The sequence below is a fragment of the Streptomyces sp. NPDC045678 genome, from assembly GCF_056432085.1.
This window is the reverse complement of sequence record NZ_JBWKJS010000003.1, coordinates 188,010-212,414: the sequence shown is the minus strand read 5'-3', so window position 1 is coordinate 212,414 and position 24,405 is coordinate 188,010. Positions and strand designations below refer to the sequence as shown.

19 protein-coding genes are annotated in these 24,405 nt (G+C 70.4%); 10 read left to right on the top strand and 9 right to left on the bottom strand.

Going from position 1 to position 24,405, the window contains the following annotated elements; translation table 11 throughout:
* Positions 1-37: 37 nt before the first annotated feature.
* The 5 genes from AC07DO_RS11880 (at position 38) to AC07DO_RS11860 (ending at position 9,292) form a co-directional block, all read left to right on the top strand.
* Positions 38-1,582, top strand: a complete 1,545-nt coding sequence (locus AC07DO_RS11880) for a cytochrome ubiquinol oxidase subunit I (protein WP_479058869.1) — start codon at positions 38-40, stop codon at positions 1,580-1,582.
* A 19-nt stretch (positions 1,583-1,601) separates the two neighbouring features.
* The gene (gene cydB, locus AC07DO_RS11875) at positions 1,602-2,606 is read left to right on the top strand and encodes a cytochrome d ubiquinol oxidase subunit II (RefSeq protein WP_479058867.1); all 1,005 of its coding nucleotides are present in this window, start codon (positions 1,602-1,604) and stop codon (positions 2,604-2,606) included.
* Between the two features lie 48 nt (positions 2,607-2,654).
* Positions 2,655-6,320, top strand: coding sequence for a thiol reductant ABC exporter subunit CydD (cydD, locus tag AC07DO_RS11870; RefSeq protein WP_479058865.1), 3,666 nt, complete (start codon positions 2,655-2,657; stop codon positions 6,318-6,320).
* A gap of 64 nt (positions 6,321-6,384) precedes the next feature.
* The gene (locus AC07DO_RS11865) at positions 6,385-8,124 is read left to right on the top strand and encodes a sensor histidine kinase (protein WP_479058863.1); all 1,740 of its coding nucleotides are present in this window, start codon (positions 6,385-6,387) and stop codon (positions 8,122-8,124) included.
* A gap of 133 nt (positions 8,125-8,257) precedes the next feature.
* Positions 8,258-9,292, top strand: coding sequence for a M23 family metallopeptidase (locus tag AC07DO_RS11860; protein ID WP_479059716.1), 1,035 nt, complete (start codon positions 8,258-8,260; stop codon positions 9,290-9,292).
* Between the two features lie 89 nt (positions 9,293-9,381).
* On the opposite strand, the gene AC07DO_RS11855 is transcribed toward AC07DO_RS11860, so the two are convergent.
* Positions 9,382-10,314: a Cof-type HAD-IIB family hydrolase gene (locus AC07DO_RS11855; RefSeq protein WP_479058861.1), complete on the bottom strand. Its 933-nt coding sequence runs from the start codon at positions 10,312-10,314 to the stop codon at positions 9,382-9,384.
* A gap of 94 nt (positions 10,315-10,408) precedes the next feature.
* Between AC07DO_RS11855 and AC07DO_RS11850 the strand changes: the two genes are divergently transcribed.
* Positions 10,409-11,320 (top strand): LLM class flavin-dependent oxidoreductase, encoded by a 912-nt coding sequence (locus tag AC07DO_RS11850; protein WP_479058860.1) that lies wholly within the window; start codon positions 10,409-10,411, stop codon positions 11,318-11,320.
* A 54-nt stretch (positions 11,321-11,374) separates the two neighbouring features.
* On the opposite strand, the gene AC07DO_RS11845 is transcribed toward AC07DO_RS11850, so the two are convergent.
* From AC07DO_RS11845 to AC07DO_RS11825, 5 genes are all read right to left on the bottom strand, one after another.
* Positions 11,375-11,962 (bottom strand): RNA 2'-phosphotransferase, encoded by a 588-nt coding sequence (locus AC07DO_RS11845; protein WP_479058858.1) that lies wholly within the window; start codon positions 11,960-11,962, stop codon positions 11,375-11,377.
* Between the two features lie 168 nt (positions 11,963-12,130).
* Positions 12,131-13,036, bottom strand: a complete 906-nt coding sequence (locus tag AC07DO_RS11840; protein WP_479058856.1) for a MerR family transcriptional regulator — start codon at positions 13,034-13,036, stop codon at positions 12,131-12,133.
* Between the two features lie 80 nt (positions 13,037-13,116).
* The gene (locus tag AC07DO_RS11835; protein WP_479058855.1) at positions 13,117-14,049 is read right to left on the bottom strand and encodes a metal-dependent hydrolase; all 933 of its coding nucleotides are present in this window, start codon (positions 14,047-14,049) and stop codon (positions 13,117-13,119) included.
* Positions 14,046-15,848, bottom strand: a complete 1,803-nt coding sequence (locus tag AC07DO_RS11830) for an SDR family oxidoreductase (RefSeq protein ID WP_479058854.1) — start codon at positions 15,846-15,848, stop codon at positions 14,046-14,048. The genes AC07DO_RS11835 and AC07DO_RS11830 overlap by 4 nt, the downstream gene beginning before the upstream one ends.
* Entirely contained in the window at positions 15,845-16,696 is an 852-nt protein-coding gene (locus tag AC07DO_RS11825) for a M24 family metallopeptidase (protein WP_479058852.1), read from the bottom strand. The genes AC07DO_RS11830 and AC07DO_RS11825 overlap by 4 nt, the downstream gene beginning before the upstream one ends.
* 260 nt (positions 16,697-16,956) lie before the next feature.
* Between AC07DO_RS11825 and AC07DO_RS11820 the strand changes: the two genes are divergently transcribed.
* Genes AC07DO_RS11820 through AC07DO_RS11805 form a run of 4 tightly spaced genes read left to right on the top strand, consistent with a single transcriptional unit; the run spans position 16,957 to position 20,484 of the window.
* Positions 16,957-17,964: an ABC transporter ATP-binding protein gene (locus AC07DO_RS11820; RefSeq protein ID WP_479059715.1), complete on the top strand. Its 1,008-nt coding sequence runs from the start codon at positions 16,957-16,959 to the stop codon at positions 17,962-17,964.
* Positions 17,961-18,845, top strand: a complete 885-nt coding sequence (locus AC07DO_RS11815) for an ABC transporter permease (RefSeq protein WP_479058851.1) — start codon at positions 17,961-17,963, stop codon at positions 18,843-18,845. Before AC07DO_RS11820 ends, AC07DO_RS11815 begins: the two co-directional genes overlap by 4 nt.
* Complete coding sequence (locus AC07DO_RS11810; RefSeq protein ID WP_479058850.1) at positions 18,842-19,753, top strand: ABC transporter ATP-binding protein; 912 nt, start codon at positions 18,842-18,844, stop codon at positions 19,751-19,753. Before AC07DO_RS11815 ends, AC07DO_RS11810 begins: the two co-directional genes overlap by 4 nt.
* Positions 19,754-19,764: 11 nt before the next feature.
* A complete protein-coding gene (locus AC07DO_RS11805) occupies positions 19,765-20,484 on the top strand; it encodes an ABC transporter permease (RefSeq protein WP_479058849.1) in 720 nt (239 codons plus the stop codon).
* A 297-nt stretch (positions 20,485-20,781) separates the two neighbouring features.
* Here the strand turns inward: AC07DO_RS11805 and AC07DO_RS11800 are convergent, their stop codons facing one another.
* The 3 genes from AC07DO_RS11800 to pheA all read right to left on the bottom strand — a co-directional run bounded on the left by AC07DO_RS11800 (position 20,782) and on the right by pheA (position 24,398).
* Positions 20,782-21,606 (bottom strand): HAD family hydrolase, encoded by an 825-nt coding sequence (locus tag AC07DO_RS11800; RefSeq protein ID WP_479058847.1) that lies wholly within the window; start codon positions 21,604-21,606, stop codon positions 20,782-20,784.
* Positions 21,603-22,880, bottom strand: coding sequence for a serine--tRNA ligase (gene serS / locus AC07DO_RS11795; protein ID WP_479058845.1), 1,278 nt, complete (start codon positions 22,878-22,880; stop codon positions 21,603-21,605). The genes AC07DO_RS11800 and serS overlap by 4 nt, the downstream gene beginning before the upstream one ends.
* 582 nt (positions 22,881-23,462) lie before the next feature.
* Positions 23,463-24,398, bottom strand: coding sequence for a prephenate dehydratase (pheA, locus tag AC07DO_RS11790; protein WP_479058843.1), 936 nt, complete (start codon positions 24,396-24,398; stop codon positions 23,463-23,465).
* Positions 24,399-24,405 lie beyond the last annotated feature (7 nt).

Below are 24,405 nucleotides of genomic sequence, written 5' to 3'. Positions count from 1 at the left end.
GAGGTGCCGCGGGCACGGTGAGTAAGGAGAAGCCGCAGTGGACCTGGCTCTGGCGCCGGAAACCCTGGCGCGATGGCAGTTCGGCATCACGACCGTCTACCACTTCCTGTTCGTTCCCCTGACGATCTCGCTCGCCGCACTGACGGCGATCCTCGAGACGGCGTGGGTGCGGACGGGCAAGGAGCACTACCTCAGAGCGACGAAGTTCTGGGGAAAGCTGTTCCTGATCAATATCGCCATGGGTGTCGTCACGGGCATCGTGCAGGAGTTCCAGTTCGGCATGAACTGGTCCGACTACTCCCGCTTCGTCGGTGACGTCTTCGGGGCGCCGCTCGCTTTCGAGGCGCTGATCGCCTTCTTCTTCGAGTCGACCTTCATCGGCCTGTGGATCTTCGGCTGGGACAAGCTGCCGAAGAAGCTGCACTGCGCGACGATCTGGATCGTCTCCATCGGCACCGTCCTGTCGGCGTACTTCATCATCGCCGCCAACGCCTTCATGCAGCACCCGGTCGGCTACAAGATCGTGGAAAGGGACGGCACCAAGCGCGCGGAGCTCACCGACTTCGCGAAGGTGCTCTTCCAGGAGACGACGCTCGTCAACTTCTTCCACGTCATCTCGGCGGCCATCCTGGTCGGCGGCGCCTTCATGACCGGCATCGCCATCGTCCACCTGCGCAAGAAGCAGCACATCCGCACCATGCGGATGTCGATGCGGCTCGGTCTGGTCACCGCGTTCGTCGGCACCCTGCTCACCGTCGTCAGCGCCGACACCCTCGGCAAGGTGATGTACGAGCAGCAGCCGATGAAGATGTCGGCCGCCGAGGCGCTGTGGGAGACCGAGAAGCCGGCCCCCTTCTCGCTCTTCGCGTACGGCGATGTCGCCAAGGGACACAACGACGTCGCCATCGAGGTGCCCGGCGTCCTGTCCTTCCTCGCCAAGAACAACTTCAACGCCGAGATCCCCGGCATCAACGACCTGAACAAGCAGGCGCAGGAGAAGTACGGGCCCGGCGACTACCGGCCCAACATCCCCACCGCCTACTGGTCGTACCGCTGGATGATCGGCTTCGGCGGGGTCTCGATGGCGCTGTGCACCGCGGGCCTGTGGCTGACGCGGAAGAAGTTCTGGCTCGCGCCCGAGCACCGCACCGGCGCCGACGACATCCCCAAACTGATGCTCACCAAGAACACGGAGCTCTCGCCGAAGCTCGGCAACTGGTGGTGGCGCCTCTCGCAGTGGACGTTGATCTTCCCCCTCATCGGCACCGCCTGGGGCTGGATCTTCACCGAGACGGGACGCCAGCCCTGGGTGGTCTACGGAGTCCTGCGCACCCGGGACGCGGTCTCCCCCGGGGTCTCGCAGGGCGAGGTGCTCACCTCACTCATCGGGTTCACGCTGATCTACGCGATCCTCGCCGTGATCGAGGTGAAGCTGCTGCTCAAGTACGTCAGGAAGGGCCCGCCCGAGCTGACGGAGGCGGACCTCAACCCGCCCACCAAGATCGGCGGACCCGGAGCGGGCACCGGCTCGGACTCCGACTCCGATTCCGATGCCGACCGGCCCATGGCCTTCTCGTACTGAAGGAAGGAGTGACGAGGACATGGAACTTCACGACGTCTGGTTCGTACTGATCGCCGTCCTGTGGATCGGCTACTTCTTCCTGGAGGGCTTCGACTTCGGGATCGGCATTCTGACCAAGCTGCTCGCCCGCGACCGGGTCGAGAAGCGGGTCCTCATCAACACCATCGGGCCCGTCTGGGACGGCAACGAGGTCTGGCTGCTCACCGCGGGCGGCGCGACCTTCGCCGCCTTCCCCGACTGGTACGCGACGCTGTTCTCCGGGTTCTACCTGCCGCTGCTGATCATCCTGATCTGCCTGATCGTGCGCGGTGTGGCCTTCGAGTACCGCGCCAAGCGGCCGGAGGAGCGCTGGCAGACCAACTGGGAGCACGCGATCTTCTGGACCTCGCTGATCCCGGCGGTGCTGTGGGGCGTCGCGTTCGGCAACATCGTGCGGGGCGTGAAGATCGACGCCCACAAGGAGTACGTGGGCAACTTCTGGGACCTGCTCAACCCGTACGCGATCCTCGGCGGCCTGGTCACCCTGACACTGTTCACGTTCCACGGCGCGGTGTTCGCCTCGCTGAAGACCGTGGGTGACATCCGGATGCGGGCGCGGAAGACAGCGCTCGGTCTGGGTCTCGTCACGGCCGTGCTCGCCCTGGGCTTCATGATCTGGACCCAGGCCGACCAGGGCGACGGAAAGAGCCTGATCGCGATGGTCGTGGCGGCGGTCGCCCTGGTGGGAGCCATCGCGGCGATCAGGATCGGCCGTGAGGGGTGGTCGTTCGCGCTGTCGGGGATCACGATCGCGGCGGCCGTCGCGATGCTCTTCCTCACGCTCTTCCCGAACGTCATGCCGTCGTCGCTGCACGAGGAGTGGAGCCTCACGGTCACCAACGCCTCGTCCAGCCCGTACACCCTGAAGATCATGACGTGGTGCGCGGGCATCGCGACGCCGGTCGTGCTGCTCTACCAGTCGTGGACGTACTGGGTGTTCCGCAAGCGGATCGGGACGCAGCACATCGCGGATGCCGCGCACTGAGGCTGCTTCGACCTGACGGTTCTCTGTTCTTCGGAGGGTGTGTTTCACGTGAAACCGATCGACCCGCGTCTGCTCCGGTACGCCCGCGCCACTCGCTTCTTCCTTGTCGCGGTCGTGGTCCTGGGGCTGGCCGGAGCGGGCCTGGTCGTCGGACAGGCGATGCTCATCGCCGAGATCGTGGTGGGCGCCTTCCAGGACGGGCGTTCCGTGGGCGACCTGGCTACTCCCCTGGTGCTGCTCGCGGTGGTCGCCGCGGGGCGGGGGCTGGTCTCCTGGCTGACCGAGCTCGCCGCGCACCGGGCGAGCGCGGCGGTCAAGTCCGAGCTGCGGGGGCGGCTTCTGGAGCGGGCGGGGGAGCTCGGGCCGGGGTGGCTCACCGGTCAGCGGACCGGTTCGCTCGTGTCGCTCGCGACGCGCGGCGTGGACGCGCTCGACGACTACTTCTCGCGCTACCTGCCGCAGTTGGGGCTCGCGGTGGTGGTGCCGGTGGCGGTGCTCGCCCGCATCGTCACCGAGGACTGGGTGTCGGCGGCGATCATCGTCGTGACGCTGCCGCTCATCCCGGTCTTCATGATGCTGATCGGCTGGGCCACACAGAACCGGATGGACCGCCAATGGCGGCTCCTCTCGCGCCTGTCGGGACACTTCCTCGATGTGGTCGCGGGGCTGCCGACCCTGAAGGTGTTCGGCCGCGCCAAGGCGCAGGCCGAGTCGATCCGCAAGATCACCGGCGAGTACCGGCAGGCCACGATGCGGACGCTGCGCATCGCCTTCCTGTCGTCGTTCGCCCTGGAGCTGCTCGCGACGATCTCGGTCGCGCTCGTCGCGGTGACCATCGGCATGCGGCTCGTCCACGGCGAGATGGAGCTGTACGACGGACTCGTCGTCCTCGTCCTCGCTCCTGAGGCCTACTTGCCGCTGCGCCAGGTCGGTGCGCAGTACCACGCGGCGGCGGAGGGGCTCTCGGCGGCCGAGGAGATCTTCGAGGTCCTGGAGACTCCGGTGCCGACTGCCGGGAGCGGGGCGGCGCCGGCCGGTGTCCTGAGCGTGGAGGGCGTGACGGTCCGGTATCCGGGGCGGACGGCCGATGCCGTCTCCGGGGCGTCCTTCGAGGTGGCGCCGGGGGAGACCGTGGCGCTCGTGGGGCCCAGCGGGGTGGGCAAGTCGACGCTGCTGAACGTGGTGCTCGGTTTTGTGCGGCCCGTCGAGGGGCGGGTGTGTGTCGGGGGCGTCGACCTGGCGGACGTCTCGCCGGAACGGTGGCGCGAGCGCGTCGCGTGGGTGCCGCAGCGGCCGCACCTGTTCGCCGGGAGCGTCGCGGAGAACGTACGCCTCGCGCGGCCGGACGCGGACGACGCGCGGCTGCGGGACGCCCTTCGGGACGCCGGTGCCCTGGAGTTCGTGGACGCGCTGCCCGACGGGGCGGAGACGCTGCTCGGGGAGGACGGCGCCGGACTCTCCGCAGGGCAGCGGCAACGGCTCGCGCTGGCCCGCGCGTTCCTCGCGGACCGTCCCGTGGTGCTGCTCGACGAGCCGACTGCGGCGCTGGACGGCGGGACCGAGGCGGGCGTGGTGGAGGCGGTTCGCCGACTGGCTGTCGGGCGGACGGTTCTGCTGGTCGTGCACCGGCCCGCGCTGCTGGCCGTGGCGGATCGTGTGGTGCGGCTGGACGCAGTGGACGCAGTGGCAGCAGGCGACGGGGCCGCCTCCCCGGCTGCCGGCAGCAAGGCCGGTCCGGCCGCTCGTGGTGCGGAGGCCGTGGTCGGTGACGCGGTGACTCCTGACGTTGCGAGGAGCGGAACGGTAACGCCTGTCGTTTCGAAGGGCGGGACGGTGACGCCTGTCGTTTCGAAGGGCGGGACGGTGACGCCTGACGTTTCGAAGGGCGGGACCACGGGCGAAGCGTCTCCTTCGAGTGCCGTGCTGGCCAGGGTCCGGGACGCCGCCCAGGCGCGGCGTGGGCAGCTGGCACTCGCTCTGCTCCTGGGAAGCCTCGCGCTCGCGAGCGCCGTCGGGCTCATGGCCACCTCCGGGTGGCTGATCTCGCGCGCCTCGGAACAGCCCCCGGTGATGTACCTGATGATCGCCGTGACGGCGACCCGCGCCTTCGGCATCGGCCGCGCCGTCTTCCGGTACGCCGAGCGCCTCGTCTCGCACGACGCCGTGCTGCGGATGCTCGCCGACACCCGGGTCGCCGTCTACCGGCGCCTGGAGCGCCTTGCCCCGGCAGGACTGCGCGGGGCCCGACGCGGCGATCTCCTCTCCCGGCTGGTCGCCGACGTCGACGCGCTGCAGGACTACTGGCTGCGCTGGCTGCTTCCCGCCGCCTCCGCCGCCGTCGTCGGCGCGGGAGCCGTCGGGTTCACCGCCTGGCTGCTGCCCGAAGCGGGCGCCGTGCTCGCCGCAGGACTGCTCGCCGCGGGTGTCGCCGTGCCGCTGGTGAGCGGCGCCGTGGCCCGCCGTGCGGAGCGGAAGCTGGCTCCCGCGCGCGGGGTGCTCGCCACGCGGGTGGCCGATCTGCTCACGGGGACCGCCGAGTTGACCGTCGCCGGTGCGCTGAAGCGGCGTACGGCCAGGGCCGGTGAGGCCGACGCCGAGCTGACCCGCATCGCCGCACGGGGCGCCACCGCCACCGCCCTCGGTGACGGACTCGGCGCCCTCGTCACCGGGCTCACCGTGGCCGCGGCCGCGCTCGTGGGCGTGCAGGGTGTCCACGACGGCCGGCTCAGCGGCGTCGCCCTCGCCGCGGTCGTCCTCACCCCGCTCGCCGCCTTCGAAGCGGTGATGGGCCTGCCGCTCGCGATGCAGTACCGCCAGCGGGTCCTGAAGAGTGCTGAGCGGGTCTACGAAGTCCTCGACGCGCCCGTGCCGGTACCCGAGCCCGCCGAGCCCGCACAGGCGCCACAGACGCCCTTCCCGCTCCGTGTCGAAGGGCTGCGCGCACGCCACGAGGGCCAGGACCGTGACGCGCTCGCGGGCGTCGGCCTCACGCTGGACCGGGGGCGGCGGATCGCCGTCGTCGGCCCGTCCGGATCCGGCAAGACGACGCTGGCGCAGGTGCTGCTGGGGTTCCTCGGAGCGTACGAAGGGACGTACATGCTCGGTGGAACGCACGCGCTCAGTGGGGCGCATGCGCTCAGTGGGGCGCACGCGTCCGGTGGCGGTGACGTGGCCGCGCTGGACGGCGACACCGTGCGCCGCATGGTCGGCCTGTGCGCGCAGGACGCCCACATCTTCGACAGCTCGGTGCGCGAGAACCTGCTGCTCGCCAAGAAGGACGCCACGGACGACGAACTGCGCGACGCCCTGGAGCGGGCACGGCTCGACGGCTGGGCCTACGCGCTGCCCGACGGTCTCGACACGCTCGTCGGCGAGCACGGGTCGCGGCTCTCCGGAGGACAGCGGCAGCGGCTCGCGCTGGCCCGCGCGCTCCTCGCCGACTTCCCCGTCCTCGTACTGGACGAGCCCGCCGAACACCTCGACCTGCCGACCGCCGACGCCCTGACCGCGGACCTCCTGGCCGCGACCGAGGGGCGCACCACGTTGCTCATCACGCACCGGCTGGCCGGGCTCGAAGCCGTGGACGAGGTGATCGTCCTGGACGCGGGCCGGGTGGTGCAGCGCGGCACGTACGCGGAGCTGGCGGCGGTGGAGGGGCCGCTGCGGCGGATGCTGGACGTGGAGAGGGCGGCAGATCTGCTGGTGGCCGGGTGATGGGCGGCTCGGTGCGTACGGCTTCGACTTTCCCCAGTAAATAGGACTTACTAGGCTCAAAGGCATGTCAGCACCCTCGGCCTCCGCCGACTCCCCGCCCCCCGACGGCTCACCGGACACGGTGGAAGGCGCGGCGGCGCGGGCGACCCGCAGCCTCCAAGGGCTGTCCCCCGAGCTGACGTCGCGGGTGCCGCAGCTGCTCGAAGCCATGCGGTCGGTCGGCACCGGGCTCGAACTGCACATCACCCTGGACCGCATCTGCGAGACCGCCGCCGAGCTCGCGGACGCGCACTACGCCGCGATCGGCGTCGTCGCCGAGGACGGTGAGGGCCTCTCCGACTTCGTCTACCACGGCATCGACGGGGCGACGGCGGAGCGGATCGGGCGCCTGCCGGACGGGCACCGCGGGCTCCTCGGCGCCCTCATCCACCAGCCGAGGACGCTGCGCCTGGCGGACCTCTCCGCCGACCCGCGCTCCTGCGGCTTTCCGGCCAACCACCCGCCGATGCGGACGTTCCTCGGCGTCCCCATCCGCGTACAGGGAGAGATCTTCGGAAACCTCTACCTGACCGAGAAGCGCGACGGCGCGGAATTCAACGACTACGACGTGCACATGGTCCGTGTCCTCGCCACGGAGGCGGGCATCGCCATCGGCAACGCGCGCCTTTACGAGGCAGCCAAACAGCGCGAACGGTGGATCGACGGCTCCGTGGCGGTCACCACCGCGCTGCTGTCCGGCAGCGACGCCGAGGAGGCGCTCGCGGTCGTCGCCGAGCAGGCCCGACATCTCGCGGACTCCGCCGCCGGCATCGTGCTGCTGCCCGACGACGAAGGTGGCATGGAGATCGTCGCGGTCTCCTCCGACGAGCCCAACGGGGCGCTCGGCGTGATCGTCCCTCCGGAGAGCCGCATCGTCGCCGACCTCCTCGAGGGAGAGTCGGTCTTCATCGACGACGCCGCGTCCGACCCCCGCATCATGACCGAGATCGCCCGCGCCTACGGCCCCGTCATGATGCTGCCCCTCCAGAGCGACGGCCGCGTTCTGGGGACGCTCGTGACGCCCCGCGCGCGTGGGGCACGCCCTTTCAGCGAGGCGGAGCGGACCCTCGCCACCCAGTTCGCCTCGCAGGCCGCGCTCGCGCTGATGATGGCCGAGGCCCAGCGGGACCGGGAGCGGCTCGCGGTGTACGAGGACCGCGACCGGATCGCCAGGGACCTGCACGACCTCGTCATCCAGCGGCTGTTCGCGACCGGGATGATGCTGGAGAGCGCGCAGCGCAGGTCGGTCGTGCCAGAGGTGCAGGTCGGTGTCGGCAGGGCCGTCGACGAGCTGGACGTGACGATCCAGGAGATCCGCACGGCGATCTTCGCGCTGCAGCAGGGTCCCGCGGAGGCGCCCTCGGGGCTGCGCACCCGCGTCCTGCGCGAGATCAACATGGCCGCCGTGCCGCTGGGCTTCAAGCCCTCCCACCACTTCGTGGGACCCGTCGACGCGGTGGTCGGCGAACTGACGGGCAAGAACCTCATCGCGGCGCTGCGGGAGGCCTTGTCCAACGCGTTCCGGCACGCGCAGGCCGCCCGTATCGACGTCGTGGTCGACTCGACCGTGGTCCTCGCGGACGGGCAGCACGGCGTGCGCCTGACGGTCGCCGACGACGGCGTGGGCATCGCGGAGGGCGGTCGGCGCAGCGGCCTGAAGAACCTCAAGCGGCGCGCCGAGTCGCTGGGCGGCGACAGCTGGTACGGGCCGGGTCTCGGTGAGGACGGGGGCGGTACGACGGTGGTGTGGGAAGCGCCGTACTGAGCGTCTCTGCGCGCCGTGCCGACCGCCCCTGTTCGGCGGTACGTGTCTGGGCCGTACGGGGTACCGCGTCCCCCGGTGCACGAGTGCCACGGGACCCGTGCCGCCCCGGCGGGAAACGATCCGTGTCATGCCTCTGCGCCTCCGCCGTCCGCACCCGTTCGTCTGTGTGCCGGTGCTGCTGTGCGCGCTGCTCGGGTCAGCCCTGCCCGCATCGTCCTCCGAGGGACCGGGCACGAGCGCCGACGTGGCGCGGCTCTACGAAGAGGCCTCTGCCGCGACCGCACGCTACGTAGAGGGGCGTCGGGCGGCCCGCGCCCAGAAGACGAAAGTTCGGAAACTGGACCGACTGCTCGCGGCGAAGCGGCGCCGCATGGCGGTGCTCCACACCGACCTGGGCAGGCTGGCCAGCGCCCAGTACCGCTCCGGAGGCGACCTGCCCTACACCGTGCAACTCCTCCTGGCCGACAGCCCGGACGCTCTGATGCGCGGCAAGCAGGCCATGTTGCAGGCGGACATGGCCGTCAACAGTGCCGTCGCCAGGACCCGGCGTGCGGCGTCGGGCCTCGCCGTCGCCCAGCGCAGGGCGGACCGCGCCAAACGTTCCCTCGACCGGCGCAACGCGCGCCTGGGGGACCTCAAACGCGGCATCGAACGGAAGCTGGAGACGGCGCGGTGGACCTTGCAGGGCGAGGCGGACCGGTCGGTCGCCGCGGGGCGCTGCCGTGGTGCCGTACGGCTGAACCAGCGGCGGACGCCCGCCACGCGCGCGTGGGTGACGCCCGTGGCGTCGTACGAGCTCTCGGCGGGCTTCGACAGTGCCGGTGAGCGCTGGGCGCACCGGCACACCGGGCAGGACTTCGCGGTCGGCATCGGGGCGCCGGTGCGGTCGGTCGGTGCCGGACGGGTCGTGAGTGTGTCGTGCGGCGGGGGCTTCGGCATCGAGGTCGTGGTGCGGCACGCGGGCGGGTACTTCACGCAGTACGCGCACCTCGCGGCCGTCACCGTCGACCAGGGGGACCGGGTGCGGACGGGACAGTGGATCGGGCAGGCAGGCACCACCGGCAACTCGACCGGTCCTCACCTGCACTTCGAGGTCCGGCTCACGCCCTACCTGGGTTCGGGGGTGGACCCCAGGAAGTGGCTTGCGGAACGGGGGGTCGTTCTGTGAAGCGCGCGTTCCGAGCCGGTGTCAGCTCCCGCGGGACGCCCGGTACCAGCCGGTGTCAGCTCCCGCAGGACGCCCGGTACCAGCCGGTGTCAGACGCCGTCCGACGCCCTGCGGTCCGCCAGGATCCGCTCGATCACGACCGCTACCCCGTCGTCGTTGTTGGCCACCGTGCGCCCGGAGGCCGCGGCGATGACGTCCGGGTGGGCGTTGCCCATCGCGTACGACGTACCCGCCCAGGCGAGCATCTCGATGTCGTTCGGCATGTCCCCGAAGGCGACGACCTCCGCGGGCGTGATGCCGCGCTCGGCGCAGCACAGCTCCAGGGTGCTCGCCTTGGAGACGCCGGGGCCGCTGATCTCCAGGAGGGCGCTGGGGCTCGACCGCGTGACCGTCGCCCGGTCGCCGATGGCCGCGCGGGCGAGGACCAGGAACTCGTCGGGCGCGAGGCCGGGGTGGAAGGCGAGCACCTTCAGGACGGGCTGCTCGGCGACCGCGGAGTCCGCGAGGGTCTCGGCGAGGAGCTTCTCCGCGGGCGCGACGCTCTCACCCGGCTCCATGTGGAGCGGCGGGTACGTCTCCTCGTGGTGCAGTCCCCCGGTCCGCTCGATCGCGAAGGACGTGCCCGGTGCGGCGGCGCGCAGCCGGCGCACGACGTCGAGCGCGCACTCCCGCGACAGCTCGCGGATCTTGACGAAGCTGTGGGTGCCGGGGCCGCCGTGCAGGTCGACGACCGCGGCGCCGTTGCCGCAGATGGCGAGGCCGTGACCGTGGACGTGAGCACTGACGACGTCCATCCAGCGGGCCGGGCGGCCGGTCACGAAGAAGACCTCGATCCCCGCTGCCTCGGCGGCGGCGAGGGCGGCGACCGTGCGGTCGGAGACCGTCTTGTCGTCGCGCAGCAACGTGCCGTCCAGGTCCGTCGCGATCAGCCGCGGCCGCGGCCGCGGCCGCGGTGCGGCCGGGCTGCCGGCTGCGGGGGCGGAGGGGGCCGGGGTCCGGGGCCCAGGGGTAGCTGAGGTCACGCCGCCGATTGTCCCGCACATGTCTGCACGGGCGTGCGCTGGGGCGCACATCTGAGTGGGCGGGCGCGCGCCGGGCCCCCGTAAGCTCTGAGGCATGAGTCTGCGCCTGAGCACCGTGATTCTCCCCGTGCACCGCTGGAACGAGGGTGGCCGCGATCAGTGGCTGCGGGCCGAGGAGCTCGGCTTCCACACGGCGTACACCTACGACCACCTGGCCTGGCGCTCGTTCCGTGACGGCCCGTGGTTCGGCGCCGTACCGACGCTGACGGCCGCCGCGACGGTCACCGAGCGGCTGCGGTTGGGGACGCTCGTCACGTCGCCCAACTTCCGGCACCCCGTGACGCTCGCCAAGGAACTCATCTCGCTCGACGACATCTCCGGCGGCCGGATCACGCTCGGCATCGGCGCGGGCGGCAACGGATTCGACGCGACGACGCTCCTCAAGGGCGACGAGGAACCGTGGACCCCGCGCGAGCGCGCCGACCACTTCGGTGAGTTCGTGCCGCTGCTCGACCGGCTGCTCACCGAGGACGCGGTGACGTACGAGGGGACCTTCTACTCGGCCCGTGAGGCGCGCAACATCCCGGGCTGCGCGCAGCGGCCGAGGCTGCCCTTCGCGGTCGCGGCCACCGGCCCGCGCGGTCTGCGGCTCGCGGCCCGGCACGGGCAGGCGTGGGTGACCACGGGGGACCCGAAGCTCTACGAGTCGGGTACGCCCGAGCAGTCCCGCGAGGCGATCCGCGGCCAGGTCGACAAGCTCGGCAAGGCGTGCGCGGAGGCCGGCCGCGACGTGGCCGAGCTCGACAAGATCCTTCTGGCGGGCTTCACCCCGGACCGCAACCGCCCGCTGGAGTCGCTGGACGCCTTCGTGGACTTCGCGGGTCGCCACCAGGAGCTCGGCTTCACCGAGATCGCCGTCCACTGGCCGATCCCCGGTTCCGACTTCGCCGCGGACCAGTCGGTGTTCGAGCAGATCGCCACCGAGGCGACCGCCCAGCTCGGCTGAGGCCGAAGGTTCCCGCCGAAGGACCCCGCCGAAGGCCCCGGCCGGAGGAGACACTCAGCGCGATTCCGGAAGCCGCAGGAAGGCGGGCGGTACCGCGGCCGTGAGCCAGACTCCGTTGGCGCTGACCTGGAAGACGTGCCCGGCGCGGTGCATCGCGCCCGCGTCGACGGACAGGACGACGGGCCGTCCCCTGCGGGCGCCGACGCGGGTCGCGGTCGCGCGATCGGGCGAGAGGTGCACGGCGTGCCGGTTCATGGGGCGCAGGCCTTCGGCGCGGATCGCGGCCAGGTGGGCGGCGACGGTGCCGTGGTAGAGGTACGCGGGCGGGGCCGAGGAGGGCAGGTCCAGGTCGACCTCCACGGAGTGGCCCTGGCTCGCGCGGATCCGGCCGCCCTCGACGGCGAAGCGCTGCTTGTCGTTGACGGCCACCACGTGGTCGAGCTCGGCCCGGGTGACCGGGAAGCGGTGGGCGGCGGCCGCGGCGAGGAGCGCGTCGATCTCCACCCAGCCGTTCGCGTCGAGGGTGAGTCCGATTCGGTCCGGGCTGTGACGCAGGTGTCTCGACAGGTACTTGGACACCTTCACGGTGCGCTGTTCGTCCGCCGCTCGGGGCCCCTTTTCTGCGGTACGTCTTTCTTTCATGCGTTCAGCGTCCCGGTCACCCGTTCTCCGCGCACTCGATTTTCGTCCATCGTTTTTTCATCGAGAGATTCCGGCCCAAAGGTTTGATCCACAACCAAGTCGAGTTATCCACAGGCCAGTTGACAATTCTGTGGACAACTCGCAGTCGATAAACGCCATTTGCCCAAGTTAGCCACTTTCACCACGAGTTACGGCGAGCGCGTCCAATGTCCGTGTCTGGACCTCGCGTTCGGCGGCCGCGGCGATGAACGCCGCCGCGTTCTCATCGCCAACCAATGCCTGAACAGCCCGCATTGTGGAGCGGGGAAGCTCCACATAATGCGGCTCGTCCGACACGGTCGGGGCGGCACCCGGCTCCAGGTGTCGACGCAGGTGCTGCGTGGCGAACAACCTCATCGCGCGGGCCAGTTCGGCGTCGACCGACTGCTGGGCGAGCGGACGCAGTTTGCGTACGAGAGACGCCGCCTCGGCCGCGTCCGCCTCCGTCGGCGGGTGATGGTCGAGATAGCGGGCGAAGACGTGCTCGGTCGTGAACTCCAGGAAACGAGACGCTATGTGCTCGACCTGTCCCCTCAACTCACGCAAATGCCCCGAGATCGCAAGTAGTGGAACACCGGCCGCATACAACTCCACCGCAACAGAAAGCTCTTGAGGGCTTGGCACCAAGTATTCGTCCTCGCGCCCCGGCACCGGCTCCAGCACGCCCAGAGCGACCGCGTCGGCCACCGCCGCCTCGTCCGGGGTGCCGCCGAACGCCGCGTCGAGCTCGGCCCGGGTGATCCGGTCGGCCTTCTCGTCCGTCCACGGCCCGTCGACCTCGGCGACCAGACCGAGCACCCCACCGAGGCCGCGCCCGGCATCCCAGGCCTCCAGGAGCTCCTTGATGGAGGCCAGGGTGTAGCCGCGGTCCAGCAGGTCCGCGATCTGCCGCAGCCGTGCCAGGTGGGCGTCCCCGTACACATTGGCCCGGCCGCGGCGCTCCGGGCGGGGGAGCAGACCGCGGTCCTGATAGGCGCGGATGGTCCGGACCGTCGCACCACTGTGGTGCGCCAGGTCCTCGATGCGGTACTCCACGCTGCCCGTCCTCCGTGATGACTCGTGCCGTGGCCCTGTGCCGAAGCCCTGCGCCGAAGCGTGTTCCCGGGCGCAGGGACTCAGGCGGTGGCCGTCCGGCCGATCGCGCCCGCCGCCACCCGCGCCGCGGGCGACTGCGCCAGATACTCGACGGCCTTGCGCAACGAGCCTTCCTGCGAGGGATGGTACGACCGTCGCAGGTAGCGCGGTATCGCCGTGCCGAGCTCCCGCCAGGTGGGCAGCAGGCCCTTCCGGACCGCCCTGTTGTGTTCGGCCGGTGAGTACCGCAAGAGGCCCGCCAGTTGGGGGTCGTGGCGCATCAGATAGGCGGTGCCCCACACCCACAGGTACAGCATCACCGGCGCCGTGACCGTCATGCCCGCGACGCGTCGGGCATACCGGGGCAGGCCGCGCCCGCCGCAGTGCTGGAACATGTCGAAGGCGACCGCGCGGTGCTCGACCTCCTCCGCGCCGTGCCAGCGCAGCAGGTCGAGCATCACCTCGTCGGACCCCGCGCGGTCGAGACCCTCGGCGTGCAGGACCCAGTTGCCGAGGACCGCCGTGAACTGCTCGATCGCGGCGATGATCGACAGCCGGAAACGCAGCCACTCCTGCGTCGGCACCGGCGCCCCCAGCGGCGGCCTCTCCCCGAGGAGCTTCTCGAAGAGGAAGTCGACGTACTTGGTGAAGGCGGCGGTGTCGAGGCGCTGGGCCGCCAGATGGTCCAGCACGTGCGCGTGCTGCACGCTGTGCGTGGCCTCCTGGCCCATGAACCCCTTCACGTCGCCCCGCAGCACCGGATCGGTGATCAGCGGAAGGCCCTCCTTGAAGACCTTCACGAACCACCGCTCCCCCGCGGGAAGCAGCAGATGCAGGACGTTGATGACGTGCGTGGCGGTCGGCTCGTCCGGTATCCAGTGCAGCGGTGTCCCGTCCCAGTCGAACGAGACCCGGCGCGGAACGATCGCGTAGTGCTCCTCGGCGTGTGTGCCGGGCCGCTCCTCCGTGCTCACAACGGCGGCTCCAATCGGGCGATCGCACGCAGGGCCTTCGGGCTGAAGCGCGACATGAAGCGGGCGCCGCGCGCCTCGGGGGTGACCGGGACCACCGCCTGGTTCTTGACCACGGCGTGCAGGATCGCGTCGGCGACCTTCTCCGGCGGGTAGTTCCGCAGGCCGTACAGCCGGGCGGACTTCTTCTGGCGGCGCTTCTCCTCCTCCGCCCCGACACCCACGAAACGGGACGTCGACGTGATGTTGGTGTTCACGAAGCCCGGGCAGATCGCGGAGACGCCGATGCCCTGGTTCGCGAGCTCCGCGCGCAGGCACTCGCTGAGCATCAGGACCGCCGCCTTCGAGGTGCTGTAGGCGGGCAGGGTCTTGGACGGCTGGTACGCCGCGGCCGACGCGGTGTTCACTATGTGACCGCCCTGCCCGCGCTCGGCCATCTGCTTGCCGAAGAGCCGGCAGCCGTGGATAACGCCCCACAGGTTGACGTCCAGGACCTTCTTCCAGTCGTCACCAGTGGTGTCGAGGAAGGATCCTGCGAGACCGATGCCCGCGTTGTTCACCAGGACGTCCACCACGCCGTACTCCGCGGCGACCCGGGCCGCGAGCTTCTCCATGGCCTGCTCGTCGGAGACGTCGACCGCCTCGCCCCAGGCGTCCGGAGCGCCTATCAGGCGGGACATCTCCGCCGTACGGGACGCGCTCTCCGCGTCCCGGTCGACGGCCACCACACGCGCGCCCGCCTCGGCGAACGCGAAGGCGGTGGCCCGCCCGATGCCGCTGCCGGCCCCCGTGACCAGGACGAGCTGGCCGCCGAACCGGTCGGCGTGCTTCCCGGTGGCCGCGCCGGCCCGGGTGGGCAGGCCGTCCGGGCCGCCCTCGTGCGCCGTCACGAACTCCCCGATCCACGCCGCGAGCCGGTCGGGCCTGGTGCGCGGCACCCAGTGCTTGGCCGGCAAGGTGCGCCGGACCAGCCGCGGGGCCCACAGCTCCAGCTCGTCGTAGAGCCGCTCGGACAGGAAGATGTCCCCGGAGGGCGTGATGAGCTGCACGGGCGCGTGGGCGTACGCATCGGTGCGCGGCCTGCGCAGCCGCGCGCGGATGTTGTCCCGGTAGAGCCAGGCGCCGTTCGCGGCGTCCTGGGGCAGTGACGCCGTCGGATAGTCGCCCGCGGGGACCTTCTCCATGCGCTGCAGGATCTTCGGCCACCGCTTGCCGAGCGGTCCGCGCCAGGCCAGCTCGGGGAGGACCGGCGTGTGCAGCATGTACACGTACCAGGACTTGGCGCCCTGGCCGAGGAGCTGGCCGACCCGGCGGGGGGTCGGCCGTGCCACGCGCTTCTTGATCCAGTGACCGAAGTGGTCGAGCGAGGGCCCCGACATCGACGTGAAGGACGCGATGCGGCCCTCCGTCCGCTTGACCGTGACGAACTCCCAGGACTGCACCGAACCCCAGTCGTGCCCGACCACGTGCACCGGCTCGTCCGGGCTGACCGCGTCGATGACCGCCACGAAGTCGTCGGTCAGTTTCTCCAGGGTGAAGCCACCGCGCAGCGGCCGCGGAGCGGTCGACCTGCCGTGTCCCCGGACGTCGTACAGCACGACGTGGAAGTGGTCGGCCAGGCGCTCCGCGACCTCGGACCACACCTCCTTGGAGTCCGGATAGCCGTGCACCAGCAGGACCGTGGGCCGCTCCGGGTCGCCGAGCTCGGCGACGCATAGCTCCACGCCGCCCGTCCGCACCCAGCGTTCACGCGCGTCCCGCAGGCCCCTGCCGGTGCCCTTGGCGATGTCTCCGGTCGTCATGCGGCGGCCCTCTCCTCAGCCCAGCGCCGCACATGCGGCAGGTCGTCGTCCAGCCAGAACGCGCTCTGTTCGGGATCCTTGGAGTCGGTGACGACGAGGATCTCCTCGAACTTCGCGCCCGTACCCCTGAAGCCGAGGTGCGGTTCGACCGCCCAGAGCCCCTTCCGGGGCGGGTGGTCGGAGAATTTGTACGGGGACCACAGCGGCGACCAGCCGTCCCGGTGACCGCGGAGGGCGTCGCTCGCCAGGCCCTTCAGCGACTGCGTGCCGAACCCGAACAGGTGCGGGGTCAGCCGGCGCTCCTTGACCCGGTCGACCTTGTGCGCGATGACGCCGAACGGATACGCCCGATGCCGGTTCGCGTACCCCTGGCGGACCATGAGGCGGTCCACGTCCTCGTAGATCTCACGGAGCGGGCGCCGCTCGCGGACCTCCCTCAGGATCAGCTCGCGGTGTGCCTCCAGGTCGGCGAGGAGCTTGTCGTGCACCGGGTTGAGGCCGAGACAGCCGGAATAGCCGATGTCCGCAGTGAACCCCTTGTGGACCGGAGCCAAGTCGAGGATGAACGGCATCCCCGGCTCCAGCCTGCGGTTGGTCGGGAAGAACTGCAGCGGGACACGGAAGTTCACGAACGCCGTGCGGTCACCGAACCAGGCGAAGGGCAGGTGGAACCAGTCCCGCACGCCCCGCTCGCGCAGCCACTCGCGCTGCATCCGCGCCGCCTCGCGCTCCGTCACACCCGGCTTGAGCTGTGCCGCGACCGCCTCCGCGCATGCGTACGCCAGAGTCTGAACCTCTCTGAACCCCCGCAGGTCCGCGGAGAGTTCGCCTGCCACTGCTGAGGTCATGCCACCGTCCGTCCCGAGTCCGGTCTTCCCGTGTCCGGTCCATCGCCGTACGCGGTCGTAACTTGACACTGATGAATGTGACAATGCCCGGCGGCTACGTCAATAGTTCTGTCCAACCCTGCGGGCAAGGTCCGGAAGAACCCTCAGGGGTCGACTTCAGGACGACCCTTACGGGCCCGTAATACTCCAGAGTGAGGGCAGGGCAAGCCCATGGTCTGACGACCCGATGTGGTGCGCGCCACTACGGTCGAACCGTGACTGTGATCGTGACCGAAAGCCTGAGCAAGCGGTTCCCGAGGGTGACCGCCCTTGACCGGCTCTCCATGGATATCGGGCCCGGTGTGACCGGACTCGTCGGAGCCAACGGAGCCGGCAAGTCCACACTGATCAAGATCCTGCTGGGTCTGTCGCCCGCCACGGAGGGCCGCGCCGCCGTGCTCGGACTCGACGTCGCCACCCGCGGCGGCGAGATCCGCGAACGCGTCGGGTACATGCCGGAACACGACTGCCTGCCCCCCGACGTCTCGGCCACCGAGTTCGTCGTCCACATGGCGCGCATGTCCGGCCTCCCGCCCACCGCGGCCCGCGAACGCACCGCGGACACCCTGCGCCACGTCGGGCTCTACGAAGAGCGGTACCGCCCCATGGGCGGCTACTCCACCGGCATGAAGCAGCGCGTGAAGCTCGCCCAGGCGCTCGTCCACGACCCACAGGTGGTCTTCCTCGACGAGCCGACGAACGGCCTCGACCCGGTCGGGCGCGACGAGATGCTCGGCCTGATCCGCCGCGTCCACACCGACTTCGGCATCTCGGTCCTCGTCACCTCCCATCTCCTCGGCGAGCTGGAACGCACCTGCGACCACGTCGTCGTCATCGACGGCGGCAAGCTCCTGCGGTCCAGCTCGACCACCGACTTCACCCAGACCACGACGACGCTCGCCGTCGAGGTCACGGACAACGACGAACACCCCGACGGCACCCGAGCGCTGCGCGACGCGCTCCGGACGCGCGGCATCGACACGGAGACCGGCGGCGAACTGCCCGGCGCCGGGCACACGATCCTGCTCACCGCGGAGGGCGAGGAGACGTACGACACCGTGCGCGACCTCGCCGCCGACCTCGGCCTCGGCCTGGTCCGCATGGAACAGCGCAGGCACCACATCGCGGAGGTCTTCAAGGACGAGCCGCGGCAGGAGCCCGTGACCGGGCGCGCGGCCGCCCAGGTGGCCACCGCCGCCGCACAGCAGAAGGAGGGAGGGGCGCGATGAGCACCGAGTCCACCCAGATCCACAACATCGGCTACCGGAACTACGACGGCCCCCGCCTCGGCCGTGCCTACGCCCGCCGTTCGCTCTTCTCACAGAGCCTGCGCGGCGCGTACGGACTCGGGCGCTCCGCCAAGTCCAAGGTCCTGCCGATGATCCTCTTCGCGGTGATGTGCCTGCCCGCGGCGATCATGGTGGCCGTAGCCGTGGCCACCAAGGCCGACGACCTCCCCGTGGACTACACGCGCTACGCCATCGTCATGCAGGCCGTCATCAGCCTCTTCCTGGCCGCCCAGGCCCCCCAGACCGTGTCGCGCGACCTGCGCTTCAAGACGGTCCCGCTCTACTTCTCACGGCCCATCGAGCGCGGTGACTACGTCCTGGCCAAGTTCGCCGCGATGACCTCCGCGCTCTTCGTCCTCACGGCCGCCCCGCTCCTCGTGCTCTACGCAGGGGCACTGCTCGCCAAGCTCGACTTCGCCGACCAGAGCAAGGGATTCGCCCAGGGACTGGTCTCCGTGGCGCTGCTCTCCCTGCTCTTCTCCGGCATCGCCCTCGTCATCTCGGCGATCACACCCCGTCGCGGATTCGGCATCGCCGCCGTCATCGCCGTCCTGACCATCACCTACGGAGCGGTGTCCACGGTCCAGGCCATCGCGTTCGAGCAGGGCAGCAGCGCCGACGCCATCAGCTGGCTCGGACTCTTCTCGCCGATCACGCTCATCGACGGCGTGCAGACCGCGTTCCTCGGCGCGACCTCCGCCTTCCCCGGAGGGGAAGGCCCCTCGTCCGGCGTGGGCGTGGTCTACGTAGTCGTCGTCCTCGGCCTCATCGCGGGCTGCTACGGCGCGATGATGCGCCGCTACCGAAAGGTCGGGCTGTGAGCACGATCAACATCGACCACGCCTCCCGCTGGTTCGGGAACGTGGTGGCCGTCAACGACATCACCATGAACATCGGCCCGGGCGTCACGGGCCTCCTCGGCCCGAACGGCGCGGGCAAGTCCACCCTCATCAACATGATGGGCGGCTTCCTCGCCCCCTCCACCGGCAGCGTCACCCTCGACGACAAGCCGATCTGGCGGAACGAACAGATCTACAAGAACATCGGCATCGTCCCCGAGCGGGAGGCCATGTACGACTTCCTCACGGGCCGCGAATTCGTCGTCGCCAACGCCGAGTTGCACGGGCTCGACGAGCGGGCCGCCCGGAAGGCGCTGGCCACGGTCGAGATGGAGTACGCGCAGGACCGGAAGATCTCCACGTACTCCAAAGGCATGCGCCAGCGCGTGAAGATGGCGTCCGCCCTGGTCCACGATCCGGCCGTGCTGCTCCTCGACGAGCCCTTCAACGGCATGGACCCGCGCCAGCGCATGCAGCTGATGGAGCTCCTGCGGACCATGGGGGACCAGGGCCGCACGGTCCTCTTCTCCTCCCACATCCTCGAAGAGGTCGAGCAACTGGCCTCCCACATCGAGGTGATCGTCGCCGGACGGCACGCGGCCAGCGGTGACTTCCGCCGGATCCGCCGGCTCATGACCGACCGGCCCCACCGCTATCTGATCCGCTCGAGCGACGACCGCGCCCTGGCCGCCGCGCTGATCGCCGACCCCTCGACGGCCGGCATCGAAGTCGACCTCGAGGAAGGCGCCCTGCGCATCCAGGCAGTCGACTTCGGGCGGTTCACGACACTGCTGCCCCGGGTCGCCCGGGAGCACGGCATCCGGCTCCTGACGGTCTCGCCCTCGGACGAGTCCCTCGAGTCGGTCTTCTCCTACCTCGTCGCGGCCTGAAGGGAGCCATCATGTACGACCCCACTGTCGCCCGGCTCACCTACCGGGCCCTGCTCGGCCGCCGCCGGGCACTCATCCTCTTCGCCCTGCCCGTCCTGCTGATCGCCATCTCCGCGGCGGTACGCGGCTTCAGCGGCGCCGACGACCAAGTGGCCGTCGACGTCCTCGGCGGATTCGCGCTCGCCACGATGGTGCCGATCATCGGCGTCATCGCGGGCACGGGCGCGATCGGCCCGGAGATCGACGACGGCTCGGTCGTCTACCTGCTCTCCAAGCCCATCAAGCGGCCCACGATCATCTTCACCAAGCTGATCGTCGCCATCGCCGTGACCATGGCGTTCTCCGCGATCCCCACGTTCGTGGCGGGGATGATCCTCAACGGCAACGGCCAGCAGATCGCCATCGCCTACACGATCGCGGCGCTCGTCGCCTCCATCACGTACGCCGCGATCTTCCTGCTCCTCGGCACGATCACCCGGCACGCCGTGGTCTTCGGCCTCGTCTACGCCCTGGTGTGGGAGGCCCTCTTCGGCTCGCTGGTCTCCGGAGCACGCACCCTCAGCGTCCAGCAGTGGTCCCTCGCCGTGGCACAGAAGGTCGGCGAGGGCGACCTGATCACCTCGGACGTCGGCCTGACGACCGCGACGGTCCTGCTGCTCGCGGTCACGGCGGCCGCCACCTGGTACGCGGGCCAGAAGCTCCGTTCGCTGACGCTGGCGGGCGAGGAGTAACCGATTTTATTCGGTGGCGGTGAAGTCGGCGCGCGGGCAGAGTAGTTGGTGCCGGCGCGCCAGGCACATCTGGCGCTCACCTTCTGGGAGAGGAGCCGACGCGACCGTCAGCACGGTCCGTCGAGTTCCCGGCAGGGCAGCCGTGAGAGGCTCCGGAGCAGTTACTCGCTCCGTCGGGTCCCGCGCACGGGGGAGCTGCCCGGGGCGGCCGCTTCGAGCGCGCAGAATCCGCATCGCTGCGCGGGCCGCCCCTCCCCAGAGGGGGCCAGAACCTCAGCCGGAGTGGACCGGGGGGCCTCAGCCGAGCAACCGCTCCAGCACCACCGCGATGCCGTCCGCCTCGTTCGACGTCGTCACCTCGTCGGCGACCGCCTTGAGCTCCTCGTGGGCGTTGGCCATCGCCACACCGTGCGCCGCCCAGGCGAACATCGGGATGTCGTTGGGCATGTCGCCGAACGCGATCGTGTCCACGGCCTTCGCGCCCAGACGCCGCGCCGCGAGCGAGAGCCCCGTCGCCTTGGAGAGGCCAAGCGGGAGGAGTTCGACTATCCCCTCGCCCGCCATGGTCACGCCGACCAGGTCGCCCGCGACCTGCCGCGCCACGTCGGTGAGCGCGTCATCGCCCAGGCCGGGATGCTGGATGTAGAGCTTGTTCAGCGGCGCGGCCCACAGGTCGGCGATGTCCGTGAAGGGGGTCGCGGGCAGCGGACCGTCCTGGACCGCGTACCCCGGCCCGACCAGGACCTCGCCGTCGATGCCGTCACGGCTCGCCGCGAGAGCCAGCGGGCCGATCTCCGCCTCGATCTTGGCGAGCGCCAGCCCGGCCAGCTGGCGGTCGAGCGTCACCGAGGTCAGCAGACGGTGCTCCCCCGCGTGGTAGACCTGCGCGCCCTGGCCGCAGACCGCGATGCCGTCGTAGCCGAGGTCGTCGAGGATGTGGCGGGTCCAGGGCACCGCACGGCCGGTGACGACGATGTGCGCCGCGCCCGCCGCGGTGGCCGCGGTGAGCGCGTGGCGCGTACGTTCCGACACCGTGTCGTCGGGGCGCAGCAGCGTCCCGTCGAGGTCGGTGGCGACCAGCTTGTACGGGAAGGAGGGCGTGACCGGAGCTGGGTGGCTCACTTGGCGATGGGCTCCAAAATCTCTCGACCCCCGAGGTACGGACGCAGGACCTCGGGCACCACCACGGAGCCGTCGGCCTGCTGGTGATTCTCCAGGAGGGCCACGATCGTCCGCGGGACGGCGCACAGCGTGCCGTTCAGCGTCGCGAGGGGCTGCACCTTCTTGCCCTCGCGCATGCGCACCGAGAGACGCCGGGCCTGGAAGCTGTCGCAGTTCGAGGCCGAGGTCAGCTCGCGGTACTTGCCCTGGGTGGGGATCCACGCCTCGCAGTCGTACTTGCGCGAGGCCGAAGCGCCCAGGTCACCCGTCGCCACGTCGATCACCTGGAAGGGCAGGCCGAGGCCGGTCAGCCACTGCTTCTCCCACTCCAGGAGGCGCTTGTGCTCGTTCTCCGCGTCCTCGGGGTCGACGTACGAGAACATCTCGACCTTGTCGAACTGGTGGACGCGGAAGATGCCGCGGGTGTCCTTGCCGTACGTGCCGGCCTCGCGGCGGTAGCAGGGCGAGAAGCCCGCGTACCGCAGCGGGAGCTTGCCCGCCTCGATGATCTCGTCCATGTGGTACGCCGCGAGCGGGACCTCGGAGGTGCCGACCAGGTAGTAGTCGTCCTTCTCCAGGTGGTACACGTTCTCCGCGGCCTGGCCGAGGAAGCCAGTGCCCTCCATGGCGCGGGGGCGGACCAGCGACGGCGTCAGCATCGGGATGAACCCGGCCTCCGTCGCCTGGGCGATCGCCGCGTTGACGAGGGCCAGCTCCAGGAGGGCGCCGACACCCGTCAGGTAGTAGAAGCGCGAGCCGGAGACCTTCGCGCCGCGCTCGACGTCGATGGCGCCGAGCGCCTCGCCGAGCTCCAGGTGGTCCTTGGGCTCGAAGCCCTCGGCGGCGAAGTCGCGCGGGGTACCGATGGTGTCGAGGACGACGAAGTCCTCCTCGCCGCCGACCGGGACGTCCGGGTGGACGAGGTTGCCGAGCTGCTGCAGCAGGCGCTTGGTCTCCTCATCGGCCTCGTCCTGGGCGGCGTCCGCGGCCTTGACGGCGGCGGAGAGCTCGCCCGCCTTCTTCAGGAGCTCCTGCTTCTCCTCGGGCGCGGCCTTGGGGATGAGCTTGCCGAGCGCCTTCTGCTCGGCGCGGAGCTCGTCGAAGCGGAGGCCGGACGACCTGCGCCGCTCGTCGGCGGAGAGCAGGGCGTCGACGAGCGCGACGTCCTCTCCACGGGCGCGCTGGGAGGCGCGAACACGGTCGGGGTCCTCACGGAGCAGGCGAAGGTCAATCACCCCTCAAGGCTACCGTCGCGCGGTTCCGGCCCACGACTCCATATTCCAGTGTGCGCGGTATGCCCGATTTGCCGGAATGTGAATTCCCGGGTTGCGGGTCTCCGGGCGGTTCCCGAGAGGTCTGGAATCCCTCGGTCAATAAAAAGGGCGCCATTCCCCGAAACGGGGCAGAGTGCGCGCGGTGCTTTGACCGGAAGGCCTTGCGCGGAGCGGGACTTGGGCCGCTTGTCCACCGCCGTTGTCCACAGGAGTCAAGGGATCCGGACGGTTATCCACAGGGTGTGCGAAAGATCTGTGGATGCTGGAACGTCCCATTCCGTCAGCCGTTCGTGCACCCAGGGATTCCCTTCCCAAACCACGCACACACCCACTTTCGAGTGTAAATACCTCGCCCCAAAGAGTTGATCAATGGAAAAGAGTGGACGAGGGGTGACGTGCGGGACTGTGGACGGTCTTAGGTGCTCCAGGGCGATTTGTCGACCATGTCACGCTTCGTTGTCGACTTGTCCCCAGGTCGAGACGCAAGCCTGTGGATAACTTCTGTGGATAACGTAAATCTGCAGGTAGGACCGCAGGGACTGGCTAGAAACGGCCGTCCTGGCAGCGCGTCAGCCAGTCCGACGCCGCCATGAACTCGGGGTCCGTCGTACCGGGCCGCGGCGGTCGGACGTCCTCCGTCGCCACCCCGGCCCTCGGGTACGACCCGAGGAAGCGCACCTGCGGGCAGATCCGCTTGAGCCCCATCAGGGCCTCGCCGACCCGGCGGTCCGTGATGTGACCCTCGGCGTCCACCGAGAAGCAGTAGTTGCCGATGCCCTGACCCGTGGGCCGCGACTCGATCCGCATCAGGTTGACGCCGCGCACGGCGAATTCCTGGAGCAGTTCGAGCAGGGCACCGGGGTGGTCGTCGCCCAGCCAGATGACGACGGAGGTCTTGTCGGCGCCCGTCGGCGCGGCGGGCCGGGCCGGACGGCCGACCAGCACGAAGCGGGTCTCGGCGTTCGCCGCGTCGTGGATCTCGCCGACCAGCGCCTCCAGGCCGTACGTGGCCGCCGCGAACTCCCCCGCGAAGGCCGCGTCGAACCGGCCCTCCTGGACCAGCCGGGCACCGTCCGCGTTCGAGGCCGCCGACTCCCACACGGCGTCCGGCAGATGAGCGGCCAGCCAGTTGCGGACCTGCGGCTGGGCCACCGGGTGACCCGTCACCGTCTTGATGTCCTTGAGCTTCGTGCCGGGCCGCACGAGCAGCGCGAAGGCGATCGGCAGGACCACCTCGCGGTAGATCATCAAGGGCCCGCCCTTGGCGAGCTCGTCGACCGTCGTCGTGACACCGCCCTCGACCGAGTTCTCGATCGGCACCAGCGCGGCCGCCGCCTCACCGCTGCGGACCGCGTCCAGCGCGGCCGGGACGGAGACCATCGGGACGAGCTCCCGGGTGGCGGCCTCGGGCAGCGTACGGAGAGCCGCCTCGGTGAAGGTGCCCTCGGGGCCCAGGAACGTATAGCGCGTCGCCGACATACCGTCA

What these genes read in the sequence shown, in the direction of transcription:
- AC07DO_RS11825 (WP_479058852.1), bottom strand. Translation starts at nt 16,696, where the DNA reads ATGACCTCAGCAGTGGCAGGCGAACTCTCCGCGGACCTGCGGGGGTTC.
- pheA (WP_479058843.1), bottom strand. Translation starts at nt 24,398, where the DNA reads ATGTCGGCGACGCGCTATACGTTCCTGGGCCCCGAGGGCACCTTCACC.
- AC07DO_RS11850 (WP_479058860.1), top strand. Translation starts at nt 10,409, where the DNA reads ATGAGTCTGCGCCTGAGCACCGTGATTCTCCCCGTGCACCGCTGGAAC.
- AC07DO_RS11830 (WP_479058854.1), bottom strand. Translation starts at nt 15,848, where the DNA reads ATGACGACCGGAGACATCGCCAAGGGCACCGGCAGGGGCCTGCGGGAC.
- AC07DO_RS11815 (WP_479058851.1), top strand. Translation starts at nt 17,961, where the DNA reads ATGAGCACCGAGTCCACCCAGATCCACAACATCGGCTACCGGAACTAC.
- AC07DO_RS11805 (WP_479058849.1), top strand. Translation starts at nt 19,765, where the DNA reads ATGTACGACCCCACTGTCGCCCGGCTCACCTACCGGGCCCTGCTCGGC.
- AC07DO_RS11865 (WP_479058863.1), top strand. Translation starts at nt 6,385, where the DNA reads ATGTCAGCACCCTCGGCCTCCGCCGACTCCCCGCCCCCCGACGGCTCA.
- AC07DO_RS11845 (WP_479058858.1), bottom strand. Translation starts at nt 11,962, where the DNA reads ATGAAAGAAAGACGTACCGCAGAAAAGGGGCCCCGAGCGGCGGACGAA.
- cydB (WP_479058867.1), top strand. Translation starts at nt 1,602, where the DNA reads ATGGAACTTCACGACGTCTGGTTCGTACTGATCGCCGTCCTGTGGATC.